The sequence below is a fragment of the Brevibacterium sp. SIMBA_078 genome (assembly GCF_046534565.1).
GTDB lineage: Bacteria > Actinomycetota > Actinomycetes > Actinomycetales > Brevibacteriaceae > Brevibacterium.
On sequence record NZ_JAWRYQ010000001.1, the window covers coordinates 1,538,646 to 1,560,196 of the forward strand.

Annotated in this window: 19 protein-coding genes; 6 read left to right on the plus strand and 13 right to left on the minus strand. The window is 65.1% G+C overall.

The annotated features are described in order from the left end of the window. Positions 1 to 449: 449 nt before the first annotated feature. A complete protein-coding gene (locus SB749_RS06840; protein ID WP_410709669.1) occupies positions 450 to 1,232 on the minus strand; it encodes a glutamate racemase in 783 nt (260 codons plus the stop codon). Beyond that, positions 1,229 to 1,906: an HAD domain-containing protein gene (locus tag SB749_RS06845; RefSeq protein ID WP_410709670.1), complete on the minus strand. Its 678-nt coding sequence runs from the start codon at positions 1,904 to 1,906 to the stop codon at positions 1,229 to 1,231. The genes SB749_RS06840 and SB749_RS06845 overlap by 4 nt, the downstream gene beginning before the upstream one ends. Before the next feature lie 134 nt (positions 1,907 to 2,040). Here SB749_RS06845 and SB749_RS06850 point away from each other — a divergent pair, with 134 nt between their 5' ends. After that, the gene (locus tag SB749_RS06850; RefSeq protein ID WP_410709671.1) at positions 2,041 to 2,790 is read left to right on the plus strand and encodes a helix-turn-helix domain-containing protein; all 750 of its coding nucleotides are present in this window, start codon (positions 2,041 to 2,043) and stop codon (positions 2,788 to 2,790) included. Between the two features lie 103 nt (positions 2,791 to 2,893). Here the strand turns inward: SB749_RS06850 and SB749_RS06855 are convergent, their stop codons facing one another. Together SB749_RS06855 and SB749_RS06860 are read right to left on the minus strand one after the other, a co-directional pair. Beyond that, positions 2,894 to 3,301 (minus strand): VOC family protein, encoded by a 408-nt coding sequence (locus tag SB749_RS06855; RefSeq protein WP_410709672.1) that lies wholly within the window; start codon positions 3,299 to 3,301, stop codon positions 2,894 to 2,896. Positions 3,302 to 3,481: 180 nt separating this feature from the next. Beyond that, the gene (locus SB749_RS06860) at positions 3,482 to 3,877 is read right to left on the minus strand and encodes an acyl-CoA thioesterase (protein ID WP_062860664.1); all 396 of its coding nucleotides are present in this window, start codon (positions 3,875 to 3,877) and stop codon (positions 3,482 to 3,484) included. Positions 3,878 to 4,051: 174 nt separating this feature from the next. Here SB749_RS06860 and SB749_RS06865 point away from each other — a divergent pair, with 174 nt between their 5' ends. Continuing rightward, complete coding sequence (locus SB749_RS06865; protein WP_410709673.1) at positions 4,052 to 4,414, plus strand: response regulator transcription factor; 363 nt, start codon at positions 4,052 to 4,054, stop codon at positions 4,412 to 4,414. Positions 4,415 to 4,475: 61 nt separating this feature from the next. Here SB749_RS06865 and SB749_RS06870 read toward each other — a convergent pair whose 3' ends face one another. The 6 genes from SB749_RS06870 to SB749_RS06895 form a co-directional block, all read right to left on the minus strand. Continuing rightward, positions 4,476 to 6,332, minus strand: a complete 1,857-nt coding sequence (locus tag SB749_RS06870) for a glycosyltransferase (protein ID WP_410709674.1) — start codon at positions 6,330 to 6,332, stop codon at positions 4,476 to 4,478. A gap of 22 nt (positions 6,333 to 6,354) precedes the next feature. Next, the gene (locus tag SB749_RS06875; RefSeq protein ID WP_410709675.1) at positions 6,355 to 8,121 is read right to left on the minus strand and encodes an ATP-binding protein; all 1,767 of its coding nucleotides are present in this window, start codon (positions 8,119 to 8,121) and stop codon (positions 6,355 to 6,357) included. 113 nt (positions 8,122 to 8,234) lie between these two features. Beyond that, the gene (locus SB749_RS06880) at positions 8,235 to 9,233 is read right to left on the minus strand and encodes an electron transfer flavoprotein subunit alpha/FixB family protein (protein ID WP_410709676.1); all 999 of its coding nucleotides are present in this window, start codon (positions 9,231 to 9,233) and stop codon (positions 8,235 to 8,237) included. Then, positions 9,230 to 10,042, minus strand: a complete 813-nt coding sequence (locus tag SB749_RS06885) for an electron transfer flavoprotein subunit beta/FixA family protein (protein ID WP_410709677.1) — start codon at positions 10,040 to 10,042, stop codon at positions 9,230 to 9,232. The genes SB749_RS06880 and SB749_RS06885 overlap by 4 nt, the downstream gene beginning before the upstream one ends. A 2-nt stretch (positions 10,043 to 10,044) precedes the next feature. Next, positions 10,045 to 12,558, minus strand: a complete 2,514-nt coding sequence (locus SB749_RS06890) for a GcvT family protein (protein WP_410709678.1) — start codon at positions 12,556 to 12,558, stop codon at positions 10,045 to 10,047. A gap of 253 nt (positions 12,559 to 12,811) precedes the next feature. Further along, the gene (locus SB749_RS06895) at positions 12,812 to 13,588 is read right to left on the minus strand and encodes an IclR family transcriptional regulator (RefSeq protein ID WP_410709679.1); all 777 of its coding nucleotides are present in this window, start codon (positions 13,586 to 13,588) and stop codon (positions 12,812 to 12,814) included. 118 nt (positions 13,589 to 13,706) lie between these two features. On the opposite strand from SB749_RS06895, the gene SB749_RS06900 reads away from it, so the two are divergent. After that, positions 13,707 to 14,456, plus strand: coding sequence for an IclR family transcriptional regulator (locus SB749_RS06900; protein WP_264800406.1), 750 nt, complete (start codon positions 13,707 to 13,709; stop codon positions 14,454 to 14,456). 126 nt (positions 14,457 to 14,582) lie between these two features. Here SB749_RS06900 and SB749_RS06905 read toward each other — a convergent pair whose 3' ends face one another. After that, entirely contained in the window at positions 14,583 to 15,443 is an 861-nt protein-coding gene (locus tag SB749_RS06905) for a methylenetetrahydrofolate reductase (RefSeq protein WP_410709680.1), read from the minus strand. 144 nt (positions 15,444 to 15,587) lie between these two features. Between SB749_RS06905 and SB749_RS06910 the strand changes: the two genes are divergently transcribed. Then, entirely contained in the window at positions 15,588 to 16,892 is a 1,305-nt protein-coding gene (locus tag SB749_RS06910) for a glycine cleavage T C-terminal barrel domain-containing protein (RefSeq protein ID WP_410709681.1), read from the plus strand. Between the two features lie 360 nt (positions 16,893 to 17,252). Here SB749_RS06910 and SB749_RS06915 read toward each other — a convergent pair whose 3' ends face one another. Further along, the gene (locus tag SB749_RS06915; RefSeq protein ID WP_410709682.1) at positions 17,253 to 18,707 is read right to left on the minus strand and encodes an APC family permease; all 1,455 of its coding nucleotides are present in this window, start codon (positions 18,705 to 18,707) and stop codon (positions 17,253 to 17,255) included. Positions 18,708 to 18,878: 171 nt separating this feature from the next. Between SB749_RS06915 and SB749_RS06920 the strand changes: the two genes are divergently transcribed. After that, positions 18,879 to 20,213, plus strand: coding sequence for a TrkH family potassium uptake protein (locus SB749_RS06920; protein WP_410709683.1), 1,335 nt, complete (start codon positions 18,879 to 18,881; stop codon positions 20,211 to 20,213). 72 nt (positions 20,214 to 20,285) lie between these two features. Beyond that, on the plus strand, positions 20,286 to 21,023 hold the full coding sequence (locus SB749_RS06925; protein WP_167193599.1) for a potassium channel family protein: 738 nt from the start codon (positions 20,286 to 20,288) through the stop codon (positions 21,021 to 21,023). A 164-nt stretch (positions 21,024 to 21,187) separates the two neighbouring features. Here SB749_RS06925 and SB749_RS06930 read toward each other — a convergent pair whose 3' ends face one another. Continuing rightward, on the minus strand, positions 21,188 to 21,484 hold the full coding sequence (locus tag SB749_RS06930) for an antibiotic biosynthesis monooxygenase family protein (RefSeq protein WP_370036122.1): 297 nt from the start codon (positions 21,482 to 21,484) through the stop codon (positions 21,188 to 21,190). Positions 21,485 to 21,551 lie beyond the last annotated feature (67 nt).

Consider the following 21,551-nt stretch of genomic DNA (forward strand, 5'->3'; position numbering starts at 1 on the left):
TTTTCAATCTGGGCTCCCTATTTAGCTTCATTCTTGTGTCTTGCCGGAATGTTCGCTTTTGCAGCGGTCAGCGGTGAGTCCCTGACAGTTCGACTTGCATTTGGCGGGGCCATCGTTTGTGCAGTGGGGAGCATTTGGTTGATGCTGCTATGCGCTCGGAACTTAGTTCTGAATGCAATGCTGGCTGTACACGCCCGGCACCAGGTGGAGACCGGAGGGGTGCGGCTACCACTCGAGCGAAAGCGAGTTCGGCGGAATGCTTTGGGTGTTGACAGACTGTCTCAGCGGCAGCTCTGGAAGCCATTCAAACTGGAGTGGACGAAGCAGAAACGCCGGCGAGGGCGAAGCAGAGGCGTAGAGATCTTGAACCAGGATCTGGAGGTCGGCGGCAAGGACGAAGGGTTGCTAGCGCTCAAGAATCATTGATCTGAAATCGAAATTTTGTTCGCTCAGGCCTCTCGGGCCAGCAGTCGTTTGCCGGCTGGGTAGGCATCCAGGGCCTGGGGGAGGCTGACGCGTCGGCCGGACGCGAAGGTTGCGAGCACGCGACCGGTGCCGGGCTGATCCTCGCCGACTCCGGCGGGCTCGAGGCCGATGCGACGCAGCGTCTGTTTGGCCACCGGCATGGGGGAATCGAAGACCGTGAGGGCTCCGGCGCGGGCGGCCATGATTCGATCGGCGACGAGTCCGTAGTGGGTGCAGCCGAGCACCACGGTCTCCATTCCGGGCCCCATCTGGGTGAAAGCATCCTCGATGGCTGTGTCGATTTTGTTGAGGTCGGCGGCGTTGATGGCCTCGGCCAGTCCCGGGCAAGCGATCTTGGCTACGTGAAGGTCCGCGGCGAAGGAGTCGATGAGGTTCTGCTGATACTCGCTGCCCGTGGTCGCCGGCGTCGCCCAGATCGCGAAGTCCTGCCCGGTGCCGGCGGCCATCTTCACCGCAGGCACGGTGCCGATCACGGGAATGGCCGGTTCGTAGCGGGCACGGACGGCTTCGAGCGCCTGCACCGAGGCGGTGTTGCAGGCGATGACGATGGCGTCGGGTTCCCATTCGGCGAGCACCCCGGCCGAGTGCAGGGCCCGCTGTTCGAGGGCGTCGGTGCTCAGGCTGCCGTACGGGGTGAAGTCCGGGTCCATTGCGAGGACGAGGTCCGCGTCGGGGGCGAGATTGAACAGCGCGTCGGCGGTGCCGAGGAGTCCGAGTCCGGAATCGAGCAGGCCGATGTGTGTCATGAAGTTCCCTTCAGTTCGGATGTCGTCGGATCGCCGGTCTTGTCTTCACTGGTCTTCGAATCGTCGGCGTTTTGGCTATCGGGCTTGGCGTCGCCGGTTTCTGGAACGTCGGTCTTCGGGTAGGCGAACTCCCGGATCTCCTTGAGATGGGCTTTCGTCAGGCCGTGGGCGAAGTCCGGGGCGATGAGTTTGAGGCGGTTGGGCGAGTAGTGCTTGAGGAAGTACTCGCGAGTGGCCGGCCACGCCAGGTCGTCGTCGATCCAGATCGCACGCCCGTGCTCGTGGGTGGCCAGCCAGTCCTCCATGGCGCGTGCTTTCCACCACTGCTGTGGATCGTGGGCGAAGCGGTTGTGTGTCTCATCAGGCATTTCGATGACATCGAAGGAATTGCGCAGACCGAACTTCGGTTCGAGTTCGGACTTGCACCGCTGCGACCAGGTAGAAAGCCAGACGACATCGACCTCATGGGTCTCGACGATGCGGTCGAAGAATTCGACGACGGCCGGCCGGTAGTGAAGTTCGTAGTGCCACGCGTGCAGCTTCTTCCGCCCCTCGGCCATGCCGCGCAGCTTGGGAACCGGGTAGGAGTTGAGGACGCCATCGACATCGAGGAAGACAGTGACATGGCGAGCCTGCCTTCGCGCCGACACCGGCGCCGAGGATGCTGCAGCCATCATTCCTTCCCGTGAGCTCAGGCGTGCGGCCCTCTGCTGGGGCCATTCGCGCGCTATTCTGGGGGCAAATCGCGCCGCCCGCACCAGATGAACACAGACGAGTTTACCGCCGAGAGCGTCAGGAGGCCGAGTCCGTGTATCGCGAAACCCGGATCCCATACTTGCACGCGAACCTATGGGTCTCCGTTCCCGACAAGGCCGATTCCCTCGCCGAGGCGGCCGACCTCGACCGTCGCGACCTCGCCTTCGGGCCGGATGCCGTGCATTCGCCAACTTCCTCGCTCATCGTTCCCGACGGGTGTATGGACCTCATCGTCATCGATTCGCAGATCCTCATCGCCGGTGCCGATTCCACGGCACGGAGGTTCCACGGCTCGGCCGCACCGACGGTGGGCCTGCGATTCGACTCCGGCGTGCTTCCGCAGCTCCTGACCACCTCGGCGAGGGAACTGGCCGACCGGGTCACGCCCCTCGACGCTGTCATCGGCGGCAGGCGTGCCGATATCGGGAATGGCGGGCAGGGCAGGGCCGCCTCGGTGACGGGAGCTTCCCGGGTGCTGCTCGATACGGCCGGAGGCCTGACGGACCGAGCTCCGATGGATCCGCGTCCGATGGCCCTGGCTCGGGCATTGGATGTGCGTTCAAGTTCGCCGGCTCAGACTGTCACCGAGGCGGCTGCGGAGTTTGCGTATTCACCGCGGCAGCTGCGCCGACTGAGCGCGGAATGGTTCGGCTACGGGCCCAAACACCTGGCGAAGATCCTGCGCTGGCAGGCCGCACGAGACCTCATTGATGTGGGCCGCTCTCGGACAGCGGCCGCGGCTGAGGTCGGGTATGCCGATGCCGCTCACCTGCGGCGGGACGAGCGCTCGCTCATCGGATGAGGGCGCACCCTGCGTTCGTCCCGTAAGTCCGCCCCCACCCAGAACTACCTGACGGCGGCTCAGCAACCTCGCGCCAGGTTGCTGAGCCGCCGTCAGGTAGCAATTAGGAGGTGAGGGCGGCGAAGAGGTCGACCGTGTTGCCGTCGGGGTCGGAGACCACAGCGTAGCGCTGTCCCCAGAACGCGTCCCAAGGTTCGTGGACGATTCCGGCCACGGGATCGCTTCCCCCGTCGCCGCGCCCGGTGAGCTTGGCGAATGTCGCATCGACCGCCTCGGCGGTGGAGCAGTCGAAGGCCAAGGACATCTTGTTTCCGCCGGTCGGGCGGGTCCATTCGGGATCGATGCCGAGGATGACCGCCTCGGTGTCGAGGAGGATCCTCAGGGATCCGGAAGCGAACTCGGTGTGTGGGGCGTCCGGGCCGCCGTCGGCGAGCTCGAGACCGAGAGCGGAGTAGAAGGTGATGGCGGCGGGCATGTCTGCGGTGATGATCGAGATCGCGTCGAGTTTCATGACTTCAGACTATGCGGATGGGTGCGGTGACGGCTTGAACGAATCGGCCATGATAGCGCGTCCCCCGGGAGGTTCTCGCTGCTGATGGGCGGGCGATACGCGCACACTGCATGGGCTGAATGATCACGCCCGCGGTGGTTTCGCGTGACTGTTTCTCCCACCTACGCCAATGGTCGGGCCTCAGTCCTGCAGGTAGGGTTCGAAGACTGCGCGCAGCTCGGGTGTCAGCGGGGTGGGCTTCTGCGAGTCCCGATCGATGTGGACGAGCACGCAGTCGTGGTCGAAGACCTGACGTCCGTCCTGGTCGCCGCGGGTGTTGACCGTGAACGAGGAGTTGCCGAGCTTCTTCACCGTCACCGTCATCTTCAGTTCAGGGCCGTACATGACGGGCACGAGGTAGTCGATGGTCTGGCGGGCGACGAGCAGTCCGCCGCCGGTGATGTGTCCGGCCCGGATCTCATGCATCCAGCGCACGCGGCATTCCTCGATGAGGGTGATCATCCGTGCGTTGTTGACGTGGCCGAGCAGGTCCTGATCCGACCAGCGCACTTCGGGTGAGAGTTCGAAAGTGGCCATGACTGCCTCCAGGAGCTGATTGGGGATGGTGACTTAACGAGCGTTCTACAGTTAACCAGGTGCTCGGTGGCAACGGAAATCTCGCGTCTGCCGTTGCCGAGAAGACTAAGCTATGGAGCGAACGCAGGAGTCCAGGTGCGGCCGTCTGAGCCGGCCGTAAGGGAATGGTTCGGTATGGAATCGAAGAACGCACTGGTCATCGAAGACGATGACGATATCCGCCGACTGCTCGAGGTTGTTCTGGAACAGAGCGGATACGCCGTCGAATCGGTGGCGACGGGCAAACTCGGACTCGAATGCTTCGACGAAGTCGAACGCACACTCATCACCGTCGACCTCGGACTGCCGGACATCGACGGTCTCGAACTTCTGCGGCAGATCCGACCTCGCACCGTGGCGACGATCGCGGTGATCAGCGCCCGGGCGACGCAACGTGACAGCGACGCCAGCCTCGAAGCCGGAGCCGACGCGTTCCTCACCAAGCCCTTCAAGCCACGAGAGATCCGAGAGTTCCTGCAGGCGATGGACGAGGAGTGAGCCGACCCCACTGATCGCCCGGTTCAGTGGATGGGTGCCGGTTGGCAGTGCGGTCCGGGTCTCAGTGCAGGCCACGGGTCGGCAGATCGAGGAAGCGGGAGCGGATCTCGACGATCGTGTCGTCGCCGACCCGGGACAGGCGCGGCAACGCAGCACGGGCGGCATCGAATTCGCGGCTCTCGACCAAGGTTGTGAAGCCTTCGGCAGCCACCTGCAGTCGGCGTGCTCCGACCATCGTCGACGACACCCGGATGCTGGCGATCGCATCGCTGGTGGCCAGCACATCCTCGGCGGCCACGGCCTGCTGTAGATTCGCCAGACGGCGCGGCCAGATGAGGGCGAACCGGGACACGATCTCCTCGGCGTACTCGTCCCTGCCTTCGAGCTCCTCGGCGAGTTCGGTGAGGCTGTTCTGGTCGAGCAGCGGTACGACCTGCAGCGCTGCCGGGGTGAAGGTCGAGGTGACGAGCACGTCGTCGGCGTTGCGCTTCGTCTTCGCCCACAAATTCCGGCCGGTGACCATGCGGGCGATCGCGCGGGGATAGTAGAAGTAGGTGAAGTAGACGTAGACGAGGTACCCCAACCCCAGCAGCACCGCGGCGGTCCGACCGATGGGTTCGGGGCCCCACCGCCGGTAGAGCGGGCCCCACAGCGCATAGGGGAGAACGACGAAGACGAGCCCGGTGAGGACGATGATCCAGGTCGCGGCATCACCGACGAAGCCGAAGAATCCTTGGGCGATTGCGACGGCGGTGACGATCGGGATGAGCAGGAGATTGAGCATCATCAGCCACGGTTGGCTCATGAAGTAGTGGATCTCGACGAACCCGGGAAACCTCAGGACGCGGCTCCTGCGCAGTGCAGGCAGATTCGATGCGCACTCCATGATTCCCTGCCCCCACCTCGTGCGTTGCGTGAGCAGCCTGCGGAAGTAGGGCAGCGCCTCCTGGGACACATGGGCCTGCGGGAAATAGCCGTTGCGGAAACCGCGGGTGAGGATATTGAGCCCGAGTTCGTAGTCCTCGCTGAGCTTGTTTCCCCACGGTTCTCCATGGTCTTCGGTGAGTGCGTCGAGGACGGTCAGTCGAGTGAACTGTCCATTGCCGCCCATGCCGACGGTGCCCGTGGTCACCCGCAGCTGCTGCATCGCCGAGTTCGAGGTGCGGAACTCGATGTCCTGCATCCGGATGAGGAACCGGCCGAGGAGGTTGAGGAACCAGTTGCGTCCGGGACGCGGCCGCTTGTCGCCGCGGTTCTTCATCCACACTTCGAGCTGAGCCGCGCCGAGAGTCTCGTCTCCGAAGCCAGCGGGGCCCGAGAGCACTGACAGGGCGTTGTCGGAGAGGAACCCGTCGGCGTCGAGAACTCCGATGACCGAGCGAGCACGGTCGGCGGGGTCTGCGCCGACGAATTCGGACACCGCGCGATAGGCCGCGTTGAGGGCCTTGCCCTTGCCCGTCCGTGCCTCGGGCAGGACCCGGGAGATGAGGTGGGTACGGTCGTCGACGTCCATGATGTCGGTGACGATGGCGGCGGTGGCGTCCTCGCTGGCGTCGTCGATGACCCAGATGTGAGCCGTCGGAAAAGAGGTCCGCGCGGCCGAGACGGTCTCGGCGATGACGGACTCCTCATCGCGGCAAGGTATGAGGAAGTGCCAGGTGAAGTCCGTGGGGTCGCCGGGGTCGACGGTTTTCTGCCGGACATAGGAGATGAGCAGCAGGCTGACATAGGCCAGTGAGAGCGACGCCGTGATGGTGATGGTGATGAGCGCGATGTCGAACCACCAGTACTCACCGAGGCGCCCGAACGATCCGGAGAAGCAGAAGATGTAGGCCGCGAGAACCCCGTAGACAAGTGAGAGCAGCACCGCTATCGGACCGATCTGTCTCGTTGAGGACTGGCCGTCGTCTCTGGTCACGGTCGGGCTCCTTCGTCTCTGGTCACGGTAGAGTTCCTTCGTCTCGGGAGGGGATGCGGACGCTAAACGTGCTGCCGGCGCCTTCAATCGAAGACACCGTGATCGTTCCCCCGTGTGCGTCGACAATGCCCTTGACCAGGGAGAGTCCCAATCCGACGCCCCTCTGGCTCGAAGCTCGGGCGGCAGCGCCGCGGAAGAACGCCGTGAAGAGCTGATCGACCTCGCGGGCAGGCACTCCTGCTCCGTCGTCGACAACGTCGAATCCGATGCCGAGCGCATCAGAGCGGGTTCGGACGGTGACGCGATGTCCGGGGCCGGAGTATTTGATGCCATTGACCACGAGGTTCGTCAGCACCTGCGTGATGCGCTTCGAGTCGGCCGAAATCGTCGGGGCAGCCGCGGACTCGACGGCGAGTTCGACTTTCTGGTCGGCGGCCGTCGAGCGAAGCTGTTCGACGACGTCGTGGATGAGAGGGGCGAGTTCGAACTCGGTGATGTTCAGTTCGAAGCGGTTCGACGGTGTCTGCTGGGCGCTGAGAATGTCCTCGACCATGGCGAGCAGCTGATCGGAGTTCCGTTGTACGACGGCCAGATATGAGGCGATCGCCGAGGCGGCTGCGCGGGAGCCGTTCTCGAGTTCGTCGAGAGCGAGGTCCGTATACCCCATGATCGAGGTCAGCGGAGTCCGCAGCTCGTGCGAGACCGAGGCGAGGATGCGCTCGCGGGCCCGGATGAGCTGTTGAGTGGATGTCACGTCCTGAGTGGTCACGATCGTGTGCGGGGCGATGCTCGGATGCCCCTGCCAACTCACCGAGGTGATCGACAGAGCCAGCTGATCACCGCCTTGCGGGCCGACCCAGATCAGTTCATCGTCGAACCGTTCACCGCGGCGGGCACGGGCCACCGGTGACTCCCTCGGGTCGATTCGGGTGTGCCCATCGGCACCGAACATGTCCCCGTCGGCGATGGCGGACTCGTCGATGACAGAGTCTCCGGCGGCGGAACTGCCGACGGTGGTGTCTGCGTCTCCGGGACCATTCGAGGTGGTCCGAGCGCCGGCCAAGCGCTTGACCGTCGCGTCGAGGTGGGAGGTGAATGCCGGGTTCTTGAACGCGGTGTCCCCGTTCTCGTCGAAGACGATCACTCCGACGTCGACGCTGGCGCCGGTGCCGCGCAACAGCGCGCTCGCCTTCTGCAGATCGCTGGTCAGACTCTGCTGCCGCTCAAGGGCCGCATTCAGGCGCGCGTTCATCGAACGCAGACGCGTCTCGAGCCCGATGGTCAGCCCGGAGACGAGCACGACGGCCACGGGCAGGATGAGGGCGAGCACGATCCGGGCCGCATCGACCGGAGCATCTCCGCCGAACAGGCTCACAGGAGTGAGAGTGATGAGCACTGCCCCGAGTGCGATGACGGCGCCGCGTGTGCGGAAGCTTGTGACCAGCCAGACGACAGGGGTGAAGGCGAGGATCGACAGGCCCGCCCCGTCAGGATAGGTTCCCAACCGGCACATGCCCAGGGCAAGGAAGTCGAGCAGTGGGATCGCGAGATTCGGCACCCAAGAGCGTGAGAACCTCTCCGAGTAGACGGCCCCGAGCGTGGCGATGACGAGAAGTGCGGAACCCGATACGAGCCACTCGTGGCCCACCGCTGAATCCGGTCGCAGGGCGCTGAGTAGGGCGGCGCTCGCCCCGAGCAGGATCGCGAACGAGACCTGGTGGATGATCGTGAAGGCTTTGGTATCGCCGGCGATGAAGCCGAGGTAGGCGATGCGGACGAGCCGGTTCACCGCCGATCCGCCGATCGTGTCGAACTCAAGTGGACAGAGCGCACGACAGCCGCCTTTCGCCGCTTCCTGGAGACCTCCATCTGCGGAGGTCTTTGAGGAAACTATAACTGCGCTCAGCCGCGACGGCGGACGATCTCCTCGTTGACGGCTCCGACCACCTCGTGGAGGTCGCCGATGATCGCATAGTCCGCCCGCTGGACCATCGTCGATTCTTCATCGGTGTTGATGGCCACAAGCGTCTTCGCCCCCTCGATTCCGGCCATGTGCTGGATTGCTCCCGAGATCCCGCAGGCGATGTAGACATCGGGGGAGATGCGGCTTCCGGTCTGACCGACCTGCTCGGCGTGCGGGCGCCAGCCGAGACCCGTGACGACACGGGAGACGCCCAAGGCCCCGCCGAGGTGGTCGACGAGCTCGAGGACTTCGGCGAACCCGTTCTCCGAACCGACTCCGCGACCGGCCCCGACCACGGCCCTGGCCGAGGTCAGTCCGGACGCATCATCGGCGGCCTCGACCTCAGTGCGCTGGACACGGGTGGCCAGGTCCGCCTCGGCGACGGTGAGGTCATAGGCGATGATCTCGGGGGTGGTCGGGGTCGTCTCTTCGGGAGTGCAGGCGTGACCGGCGATCGTGAGCACCTGCAGATCCCCGTCGAGGCGGAGGCGTTCGAAGGCAGTGCCGCCGTGGACCTGACGCAGCAGGCCCTCTGCGTCGGCGGCGATGACGTTGGCCGCCATGCGGGCGCCGGTGCGGACCGCGGCGTGGGCCATGAGCTCCATGCCTCGCGGGGTGCCCGAGGCCAGCAGCGTGCCGGACTCCGGAGCGACGTCGACGATCGCCTGCGCCCAGGCCGCCGCCGAATACTCCGCGAGATCCGGATGCTCGAGATGATGGATGACGCTCACCCCGAGTCGCCCCAGCGCGTCAACGGCGGAATCGCTGAGCGGGCCGATCACCACCCCCTCCGTGCTACCTGACGGCGGCCCAGATACCTCGCGCGAGGTTGCTGCGCCGCCGTCAGGTAGTAATTGGGAGCGGGCGAAGGTGATGGCTTCGGCGGAGGTGAGTGTGACCTCGCCTGCCGGGTCGGTTTCGACGAAGACGATTGTCATGGCCGGATCACTCCGATCTCTTCGAGCACATCGACCAGGGCGGGAGCCGCTTCGGGCCCCTCTCCGAGGATGGTCACCGAACTCGCCTTCACCTCCGGAAGTTCGAGCAGGATCCGGGGACTGCCCGTGCCCGGGTCGGGGGCGTCGTATTCGACAACCTGCGCCTTCTTCGCCTTCATCCGCCCGGTGATCGAGGGGTAGCGCGGATCGACCCCGCCCTCGTGGACAGCGATGACGGCGGGCAGATCGAGGGAGAAGACCTCCGTGCCCGACGGTCCGATCCCGCGGGCCTCGACGCGACCCGAGCCGCGCTCGCCACCGGACCCGCCACCCTCATCCGCCCCACCGACACTGATCGTCTGAATATTCGTGAGCACCGGATACTCGAGGTCGTAGGCCAGGCGGATCCCGACCTGGAAATCGCCGGTATCGGCGGCATCATCACCGGTGAGGACGAGATCGAAGGTGTGCCCCGCCTCGGCGCGATCGCGGATGACATCACCGATGACCTGCGCAATATCCTCGGGGGCGAACACGGACGGGTCGGCCGCCTCGACGAGGATGCCGTCGTTCGCTCCCACCGCCACGGCCGCTCGCAGCTGCTCGACCGCCTCGGCGGGACCGAGAGTGAGCACCGTGACCGTCCCACCGGTCTGGGCCGCGGTCTGGATCGCGAGCTCGACGGCGCACTCCTCGTGCGAGGACATCGTGTGGCCGAGCCCGGATTCGTCGATCCCGCTGCCGGTGGCATCAAGGGCGACGGAACCGGCGATATCGGGGACGCGTTTGATGCAGACGAGGATGTTCACGGCTACCTCCGGATGCACTCGTTGTCGGGGTCGAACAGCGGCGTCGAATCGACCGACGCCACCGTCACGGGATAGAACTCCTCCATGTACACGACCTGCAGACGGTTGCCCAGCACCGCCTCGGCGGGCGGGAGGAACGCCATGAGCACGTGCTTGCCCAGGCTGGGGGCCGACCCCGCCGAGGTGACATAGGAGTGGCGACCGTGCCCGTCGACCAGAGGATCGCCGTCCGCGGAGACGATGGGTTCCCCGCCGAGCATGTACCGTCGCTCCCCGCTGGAGCTCGTATGGTCGTGGACGGTGAGCGAGCACAGCACCGTCTTCGGCTCCTCCTCGCGGTGGCGCAGATGAGCGGCCTTGCCGACGAAGTCCTGGGACTTCACCTTCGGGCGGGCCATCCCGACCTCGACGACGCTGCGTTCGGAATCGAGCTCGGCGCCGAATGCACGGTAGCCCTTCTCGATCCGACCGGTGGTGCCGTAGACGCCGAGTCCGACAGGGAGCAGTCCGTGCTCGTCGCCGGCGTCCATGAGCGCGTCCCAGAGCTTCAGCCCCGATTCCATCGGTGCGTAGAGCTCCCAACCGAGGTCGCCGACATAGGAGATGCGGGATGCGAGCAGCTCGAGCGAGCCGATTTCAATCGTCCGGGCGGTGCCGAACTTGAACCCCTCATGGGAGACATCGGCACTGGTGAGACCGCCGAGGATGTCGCGGGCTCGCGGTCCCCACAACCCGATCGTCGTCCACGAACTCGTGAGATCGGCGGTCCGCGCCCCCGTATCGGGCAGCCGGTCGGCGAACCATTTCAGATCGACCATTCCGTGAGCGGCACCCGTGACGACGCGGAACCGGTCGTGTGCCAGTCGCATGATCGTCAGGTCGGAACGGAAGCCGCCGTTCTCATCGAGGATCGGGGTGTAGACGACCCGACCGATGGCGACATCCATCTGAGCCAGGGCGATGTGCTGGACGGCGTCGAGGGCGGCCGGGCCGAAGACGTCGAAGATGACGAAGCTCGAGAGGTCGACGAGCCCGGCGCGCCGCCGCATCGCCAGATGCTCGGCGTTGATGATCGGCGACCACCAGCGGGAATCCCATTCGGCGCTGCGGTCCATGACTGCGTCACCGAACTCCTCGAGCAGACCGGTATTCGACTGATACCACTGCGGCCGCTCCCACCCGCCGGCTTCGAAGAACACGGCCCCGAGATCGGCCTCGCGCTGCCACATCGGGGAGCGGCGGACGTCACGGTCGGAACTCCACTGCTCGCCGGGATGGACGATCCCATAGGTCTTGTTGAACGCCTCAGACGTGCGAGCTCTGACATGGGCACAGGTGCGCTGATGAGAGTGGAAGCGAGCGATGTCGGCACCCTGCACGTCGATCTCCGGCAACCCGTTCGTCATCCACTCGGCCACCGCCCGTCCGACTCCCGGACCTTCCTTCACCCACACGGCCGCCGCCGACCACAAACCCTTCACCTGGGGCGATTCGCCGAGGATGGGCGCCCCGTCCGGAGTCAGTGAGAGCAGGCCGTTGATGGCATAGCGGATCTCGACGTCCGGATTCGACAGCACCTCGGGCATGAGTTCGACGGCCTGTTCGAGCTGCGGATCGGAGTCCTCATCAGTGAACGGCATCTCCGTGGGCGAGAGCTTCGCCGCCTCGATCGAGGGGATCTCATCGGGGTCGTGGAGGATCGGCCGGTGGGCGTAGGAGCCGATCTCCATGTCCGAGCCGTGCTGACGTTCGTAGCAGAAGGTGTCCATGTCCCGCACGATCGGAAACGAGATCTCGCCGGGACGTTCGGCCAGCTGCGGGACGGGCCCGACGCTGATCATCTGGTGGACCGCCGGAGTCAGCGGGATCGCGGCCCCGGCCATGGCGGAGATGCGCGGGGACCAGACACCGCAGGCGATGAGGATGCGGTTCGTTGCGATCTCGCCCTTCGTCGTGTGCACGGCCGCGATCTGCCCGTCCTCGACATCGATGCCGGTCACCTCGGTGTTGGGTGAGACCGTGAGCGCACCTTTCGCTTCTGCGGACTCGCGCATCATCGTGCCCGCCCGGACCGAATCGACGACCCCGACGGTCGGAGTCCAGAACGCGCCGAGGATGACCCCGGGATCGAGGAACGGCACCTTCTCGGCGACCTCGGCAGGGGTGACGAGGGAGGATTCAATGCCCCACGCGCGTGCCGAAGCCATGCGCCGCCGCAGCTCCTCCATGCGCTCTTCGGTGCGGGCGACCTCGAAGCCGCCGGATTCGGTGAAGACGCCGAGTTCCTTGTACTGGCGCATGCTGTCGAGGGTGAGGTCGGTGATCTCACGCGAGTGATCGACGGGGAAGATGAAGTTCGAGGCGTGCCCGGTCGAACCGCCCGGATTCGGCAGCGGACCCTTGTCGACCTGGACGATATCGGTCCAGCCGAGCTCGGCGAGGTGATGGACGAGACTGTTGCCGACGATGCCGGCTCCGACAACGACGACGCTGGCCTGGGCGGGGACGGAAGCCATGAGCAGGCTCCTCTCTGAAGGCATCTTCGCCTTCACCGGCATCGTTGCGAATTATGCAACGATGCGCGCTATGTGGAACTGCGTACGATGATCGTCCTCCGCCGAGGCGGGAGTGTCAAGAGGTTGGGCCGTGACCGATTCGAGGCAGAGCTGAGCAGTGAAACTGCCGTCAGTGCGTCAGTGCGTCAGTGCGTCAGTGCGTCAGTGTCGATTTCGGCGGTTCCGATTTCGTGGGGTGCCGGCTTTGTGCGGTTCAGTGTTCGCGCCATCCGAGGCGAGCCGAGATGTCGGCGGCGGCCTGAGTGAGCAGGTCTCTCGCCGAGGCGACCTTGTCCTCGGTGAAGCGGAAGCTCGGTCCCGAGGCCGAGATCGACGCGATGACGTCCCCGTGGGCATTGCGCACGGGAGCGGACACTGCGGTCAGCCCGACCTCGAGCTCATCGACGACGAGCGAGAATCCGGTGGTGGCCACCTCGGCGATCTGGGTGAGCAGCTGCGCAGCCGAGGTCACGGTGTGCGGAGTGTAGCGGGTCAGCTTCGCGCCCAGGGTCTCGCGGATGCCTGCCTCGCTCAGGCCCGAGAGCAGGACCTTGCCGTTGGAAGTCGCGTGCAGCGGAATGCGCTGACCGACCCAGTTGTGGCTCTGCAACGAGGCTGTCGACGAGGCCTGATCGAGGTAGAGCGCGGCACCGTCGGAGAGGACGGCGACGTTGATCGTCTCGCCGGTCGCCTCGGCGAGCATCTTGGTGATCGGGCGAGCCTCCTGGACGATGTCGAGGCGCGCGGTCGTCGCTCCGGCGAGGCGGAGGATGGACAGGCCCAGGCGATATCTGCCCCGGTGGTGGTCCTGTTCGACGAGTCCGCGGGCTTCGAGGGTGGAGACGATGCGTGAAGCCGTCGACTTGTGCACGCCGAGTTCACCGGCGATCTCGGTGATCCCGGCGAGCCCCGTGCGGGCGATGATCTCGAGGATCGTCACGGCTCGATCCACGGATTGGACGCCGCCTGAGCCCGCATCTTTGTTGCTCATTTCGAAACTGTAACTCACGACGCGCAACCCGGCCAGAGTCTGAGGGCGTGGGGTAGGGTGAGTGCGGTCGGTGGGCCTCGATTCCGCCGACCCCCTTTCCCCGACGGAGCTGAGCACGATGAGCAATGGGACCCAGTCGATCGACCGGGCGGCAGAGATTCTGTCGTTGGTCGTGAGGTCCGACGACCCGATCTCCTACACCGAGGTGGTCGAAGAGACCGCATTGGCTCGGTCGACAGTCTCGCGTCTGCTCTCCGCCCTCGAACGCAACGGTCTGGTCGAGCGTGACGGTGACGGCCTCTACCGCGGCGGATCGCTGTTCGCGACCTATGCTTCCCGCTTCGACCGGGTGGAGAACCTCGTCGCTGCGGCCGATCCGACTCTGCAGCGCCTCAGCGAGGAGACCGGTGAGACCGTCAACCTCGCCATGCCGGGACCCAAAGGAGTCGTCCAGGTCGCCCAGGTCGATTCGACATTCGTCCTCGGCGCCACGAACTGGGCCGATGTCGAGGTGCCGCCGCACTGCTCGGCTCTGGGCAAGGTCATGTTCGCCTACGACGTCATCCCGCTGCCGACCGGCAGGCTGGAGCGCCGCACCGAGAAGACATTGGGCTCACGCAAGGAACTCACCGACGACCTCGATGTGGTGCGCGAGCGCGGATTCGCCATCGTCCACGAGGAGTTCGAGATCGGACTCGATGCTCTGGCTGCACCGGTGTTCGGCATCGACGGAGACGTCGTCGCAGCCGTGGGAATCTCCGGACCGACGATGCGCATCGCCGAACACCACGATCGCCTCGGTGCGCTGCTCGTCGACGAGGCGGGACTGCTCTCGCGCAGTCTCAAACGCAAGGTCACCCACCGGTAGGCGAGCCGACAATAGGTCACCAACGGATACTCTTCGGCGTTGAAAGTATCCGATTGCGACCTATATTTGTGTGGCCGTGTCCGATAGTGACCTGAACTCTGCGAGGCGAAGGCGATTCGGGCCCGCTCACGTCAGATTTGAGACCTCTTCGGCGCCGCCGAGGGCCGCGAGCTGCTTGCGGCGCCAGACCTCGGTGTCCTTGATCTGATTGAACGTATAGATGTGCAGACCGGCGACGCCCATGTCCGGGTCGTCGAGGACCGGGCCGAGCTTGTCGAGGAACTTCCGCGGGTTGTATCCGCCGGGCTTGGCCATCCGCGTGAAGGTCGCCGTGTTCTTCCGCAGGAACCGCGTGGACTCACCCACCCCGATCTTCGTCGCGACTCGGGCGAGTTTGGCCAACTCCACCTTCCCGGCGATGCCGAGGACCAGCGGCAGCTCGATGCCGCGCGATCGCACCCTGGCCACCCACGAGGCGACGAGTGCCGGGTCGAAGCACAGATTCGACACCAGGTGCGTGGCGTAGTCGCGTTTGTCCCACATGGCCTGGATCGTCACATCGTCGGGGATGATCGGATGCGATTCCGGATAGGCGCTGACGCCGATGTGCTGGAACGGTGCGGCCATGGAAGAGAGATCGACGAGGAGGTCGTGAGCACCGACGTACCCGCCGGCCGGGGGAGTGGCGTCCCCCGCGGGGACGAAGATCCGGTCCACAGCCGCCTCGGCGAGGCGATCGACGATCTCCGTGAGCTCGGGACGACCATGGATCATCCGTGCCGCGATATGCGGCACGGCACGGAAGCCCAGGGCCTGGAGCTGTTCGGCCGTGGACAGCGTCGCCTCGAGGGTCAGCCCCGTCGACGCGGTCACCGTGATCTCGCGGCCCGGTGCCACGTACTCCTCGATGCGTTCGACGATCCCGGCCGTGGGCAGAACCTCGTAGCGGGCGGTGCTCAGCAGCCTGCGCAACGTTGACTGTGACATCCTCGTCTCCTTCTCGGAGGTCGATTCATGAAACTCGCATGTGCGAGTTCCTTGCGTCCCGGGGTCTTCGATCCTACACTCATTGTACCCATGATATGGGAATTGAGTTCCATAATATAAAACTGTGCGAGCAGGGGGAGCACCATGGACAAGAATGTCCCCACAGTGGACCAAAGTGACAGGCAAGTTCCGATCAACCTACGTCAGTCCGGCCCGACCCCGGTCGAAATGCTCATCGACACCCGTGTCCGCAAGTCCCCTTACTGGGAACTGTCCATGCAGCAGGGTTGCTGGCGGGCGTCGATCTACAATCGGATGTACCACCCGCGTGGCTACATCCCCCGCGACGAGGGCGGGATGATGGCCGAGTACCAGTCCCTCGTCAACGATGTGACCCTGTGGAACGTCGCCGTCGAGCGGCAGATCCAGGTCAAGGGTCCCGACGCCGAGGCGTTCGTCAACTTCGTCATCACCCGTGACGCAACGAAGATCCCGGTGATGCGCGCCCGCTACGTCATCCTGTGCAATGAGGCCGGCGGCATTCTCAACGATCCTATCCTGCTGCGGGTCGGCATCGACGAATTCTGGTTCAGCCTCTCCGACACCGACCTCATGCTCTGGTTGCAGGGAGTCAATGTCGGCGGCCGATTCGACGTTACGATCTCTGAGATCGACGTCGCGCCCGTGCAGGTCCAGGGCCCGAAGTCCGTCGACGTCATCGCCGACCTCGTCGGGGAGGAAGGGCGCACGCTGCCCAGCTACGGACTCATGGAAGCCCAGGTCGGCGGGCGTGACGTCATCATCTCCCAGACCGGATTCACCGGTGAGAAGGGCTACGAGATCTATCTCAAGGATGCGACGAAGTACGCCGAGGATATGTGGAACGCCGTCCTGGAAGCCGGCGCACCGTACAACCTCAAGGTCGTCGCTCCCAGCCACCACCGCAGGATCGCCGCGGGCATCCTCTCGTGGGGGCAGGACATGGACTTCGAGACACTCCCGTTCCAGGTCAACCTGTCGTACCAGGTGCCCCGGAAGAAGGAGGCCGACTATATCGGCAAGGCCAGGCTCGAAGAGGTGCGTGGGCTCATCGAAGCCGGAACTCCTCCGTATCGCACACAGCTGGTGGGTCTGCTGGTCGGCGGGAAGCCGATCACCGACTACGCGCCCGACTTCTGGCTCGTCTCCGCCAGTGCTGATGGTGAGGCGGTCGGGTACGTGACCTCGCCGTGGTATTCGCCGGAACTCGAAGCGAATATCGCGATGGCCCATGTGCCGGTGTCGGCAACCGAGCTCGGCACCGAATACTGGGTGCATTTGCCGGAGCCGTTCGCAGATGATCCCGGAGTCCCGGTGCGCGCCGAGGTGGTCGAAATGCCGTTCCGCCCGAGCGTGAACCCCAACCAGCGTGAGCGTCTGAAGATGCGCGGCCTCGACGCCGCCGTCTGAGTCGGCTCACCTCCCCAGACCGAGCGCGGTCGCCGTTGCGCAAAGCCGGCGGCCGCGTTCGCATGGCAAGAGACGTACGCGCGGTCGGCGCGTTTGGTCGCTCGCGAGTGTTCGGGCGCAACTCGGTCCGCAGAGCGTCGGCATCACGCACCGCAAGTGCCGAATCCTCCCGCTGGCAATGCCGGCACCCCTCACCCTTAGTGGCACCTCCTACATATAGCGAAGCACCCCTCACTCTCAGTGGCTCACCACCCCGTTGCAAAGGGGTGATGTGTCGCTGAAGGTGAGGGGTGCGAGCACTGGTGCGGTGTGCAGCTAACGGTGCGGAGTGCCGCTAGCGGTGAGGGATAGCTCCCGCGATCACTTTCCGCGCAGCGCCTTGACCTTCGCGAGGAGCTCGTTCTCGGCGTTCGGGCCTGCCTTGACGCCGCGCGGCAGCCGGAACATGAAGACGATGCCGATGATCAGCCACACACCGAACATCGCCCACGACTGCCACGCGAGCTGGGCAGAGAACGGGGTGATCGGCAGGTAGAGGACGAACAGGATGAGCGTGAGCACGGCCGAGATGACACCGATGGTGAAACCGGAGTTGCCCTGGCCGCCGATGCGCAGCGGACGGTCCATCGCCGGTTCGCGCTTGCGCAGGACCAGGAACGCGACGCTGACGAGGAAGTAGGCGATGACGATCGCCGGCGAACCTGCGTCGACGATCCATCCCAAGGCCGCCGAACCGAGGAACGGTGCCAGGGCGGAGAGCGCTCCGATGAAGAGGATCGAGTTGACCGGGGTGCGGTAGCGCGGGTGCAGTTTGCCGAACCAGGCGGGGATCATTCCGGCCGTAGCCATCGCCCACATGAGGCGGGACGAGCCCATGAGGAAGGCGTTCCACGAAGTGATGATTCCGGCCAGACCGCCGGCGATGACGAGCTTGCCCCAGAACGCGGAATTGAACATGGCTGCCAGTGCGTCCGCGGTGACGAGATCGTGCGCGGCCAGTTCAGACGCGGGCATGGCCAGCGACGTCATCCAGATGATGATGACGTAGAAGGCGATTGCCATGAACACCGAGGCGACGACGAGTTTGCCGATCTTCTTCGGCGGCAGGTTGATCTCCTCAGCGGACTGCGGGATGACGTCGAAGCCGACGAAGAGGAACGGCACGACCGCGACGACGGCGATGAAACCTGAACCTCCGCCGGTGAACAGCGGCTCGGCGTTGGCGGCTTCTCCGCCGACCAGTCCGCCGGCCAGGAGCATGAGGGCGACGATGATGAGGAAGGAGACGACGAAGGTCTGGACGAGGGACGCGACCTTGACACCGCGGATGTTGATCCAGGAGATGATGATCGCGGTGACCGTGCCGACGAGCGCCCAGGTGAGATACACATCGAAGTCGGCGATCGTCCACAGTTTGACGAACTCGAGGTTCGGGAAGAGGTAGAGAGCGGTCTTCGGCACGGCGACGGCTTCGAACATGACGACGCTGATGTAGCCGCCGGTGATCGCCCACGAACCGAAGAGGGACACCTGTGGCCCCATTGCCCGGATGAGGTAGTTGTGCTCACCGCCGGCATGCGGCATGGCTGCGACGAGTTCGGAGTACACGGTTCCGACGAAGCACATGATGATGCCGCCGACGACGAAGGCGAGGATGGCGCCCATGGTGCCGGCGCCGGACAGCCACTCACCGGTGAGCACGACCCAGCCGAAGCCGATCATGGCGCCGAAGCCGATGAAGAGGGCATCGATCGAGCCGAGGGCTTTGACGAAGCCGTGGTCTCGATCTGTCGTTGTTGACTGCGATTGACTCATGGGGTTCCTCGACACTTCAGTGTGGATGGACTGTACAGGTGCTGGACCGCGCCGCGGGCAGGAGACTGATCGCGGCTGTTCCGATAAGGCAGAGTAGCAGGATTCTGACCGTTACCGGTGAGTTGACTGCGCGCGACGCCGAACCGTTGCGATGGTGCTACATTTCGTCTGGTGCACAGCTCGCATCGCTCAGCGATCGTCCGCGTCATCGCGGGCTACCTGGCAGCATTGGTCACCGGGACCACTCTGCTCATGACCCCGGCGGCCACGGTCGCCGACGGCGGCATCTCACTGCTCAAAGCCCTCTTCACAGCCACCTCGGCGCTCAGCGTCACCGGACTCGTCGTCCTCGACACCGGTCAGGACTTCACGCTCTTCGGCCAGCTCGTCATCATCTGCCTCATCCAGGCCGGCGGTCTCGGCGTCCTCCTGCTCACCGCACTGCTTGCCCTGCTGCTGGCTGGAAAGGCCGGACTCCGGCTCCGCCAATCCGTGGCCTCGGAGACGAAGAGCGACGCGATCGGCGGCGTCAAGCCGCTCGTCCTGCGCATCACGGCACTGACCTTCGGCACGGAGCTCGTGGTCGCCTCGGCGCTGTTCCTCCGGTTCTTCCTCCATTACGACGAACCCGTGCCACAGGCGATCTGGGATGCGATCTTCCATGCGATCTCCGCGTTCAACAACGCCGGATTCGGGCTCCGTCAGGACAACCTCGTCGATTACGTGGCCGACCCCTTCATATGCGGTCCGATCGGACTGGCAGTCATCCTCGGTGGGCTCGGCTATCCCGTCCTCATCGAACTCGTCCGGCGGTACCGAACCCCGCTGAAATGGGGTCTGACCACCCGGATCATGGTCGTCATCACCCCAATTCTTCTCATCGGCGGCACCATCTTCATCGCCGTGATCGAGTGGAACAATGCCGCGACGATGGGCCACCTCGACGCGTGGGGGAAGATCCAAGCGGCGACGTTCCAATCGACGATCACCCGCACGGCCGGGTTCAACTCGATCGACATCAGCCAGATGCACACGGCGACCTGGTTCGGGATGGACGTCCTCATGTTCATCGGCGGCGGACCGGCGGGCACGGCAGGCGGTGTGAAGATCACGACGATGGCGGTGCTCGCGGCGACGACGTGGACGGAGATCAGCGGCGGACGATCTGTGACCCTGTTCGGTCGCCGCATCTCCCGTGACGTGCACAGACAGGCGACGACGGTCATCGTCCTCGCGCTCGGCTGGGTGCTGCTGGCGACGATGGTCATCCTCCTCTGCGACCCGAGATTCGGCCTCAGCCGAGTCCTCTTCGAGGTCATCTCCGGCTTCGGCACGGTCGGTCTGTCGACCGGAATCACCGCGGACCTGTCCGCGCCAAGCCAGATCATCCTCATCCTCACCATGGCGCTCGGCCGTCTGGGACCGGTGACCGTGGCGTCCGGCCTGGCCCTGCGTGAGCGCCCCATCCGCTACGAACTGCCGAAGGAACGGCCGCTGATCGGCTGATGGCCGATCCATCGAGAGCCGAATCAACGACTGCCGACACCCCCGCCGAGGCGGCCCAGAAAGGACAAGACCATGAACGAGAAGAAGAACTGGATGGCGCGGTCCGCGTCGTTCTTCACCGGCGACCCCTCGCCGCTGGCGAAGGACGGAGCGGTGGCCGTGATCGGGCTCGGCCGCTTCGGCGGATCCCTGGCGCACGAACTCGCAGAGCACGGAGTCGAGGTCATCGGCGTCGACCGTGACGAGTCCGTCGTGGCCGAGTTCGCTGATGTCCTCGCCCATGCCTCCCGCGCCGACGCCACCGACGAGGTGGTGCTGCGACAGCTGGGCATTGACGAGGTCTCCCGCGTCGTCATCGCCATCGGCAGCGACCTCGAAGCGAGCATCCTCGTGGCCTCGCGGATCCTCAAGCTCGGCAATCGGCACATCTGGGCGAAGGCGATCAGCGAAACCCACGCCGAGATCCTCCATCAGCTGGGCATCGGAAACGTCATCAGCCCCGAGAACGACATGGGCCGGCGCCTGGCCCACCTGATCAGGGGACATATCTCGGACTTCCTGCCCATCGACGAGGACTTCGTCCTGGCACGCACCACTCCGCCGGTGCGCACGACCGACGTGCCCTTGGCCTCACTGGGGCTGCGCACGAGGTACGACGTCACGATCGTCGCGTTCAAACGCCGCGGCGGCACCCACTGGGACATCGCCGATCGGGACGTCACGCTCTACGCCGACGACGAGATCCTCGTGGCCGGCAGCCCGAAGAAAGTCGAAGCGTTCAGTGAATTGGACAAGGACGCCGACGCATAGGCCGACGTCCTTGGACGATTGGCATTCCCTCGCCGAGGCGGCCCGTGAGTTCTCGAGGGGTATTCCCCGAGGCGGCGCTTGAGTACTCGAGGGCTCGTCCCCGAGGCGGCCCCGGAGTCAGGTGCGCCCGATCGGGGCGCTGTGGCTGAGCTCAGTCGCGAAGGTCAGTCGCCGAGGTCGACGACCTCGAACTCGAGGAGGTTCGCCTGCTCGGATACCGGCTGCTTTCCGCCGGACTCGTGGGCGGATGAGCGGTTGGCGCGCCAGTTCTCGAAGTCTTCGCGGGTCGCCCACTGGGTGTAGACGAAGTACTGATCTCCGCCGGCGACCGGACGCAGCAGTTGGAAGCCCTCGAAGCCGGGAGCCCCGTCGACGGAGTGCTTGCGTTCGGCGAAGCGCTTTTCGAGTTCAGCGCGAGCTGGTTCGGGGACGGAGAGCGCGTTGATGGCGACGACTGACATGGTTGCTCCTTTTCATCAGAGGCAGTGGTTGTCGGTGAGCAGCTGGCTCACCTCGAGCCTACGACTC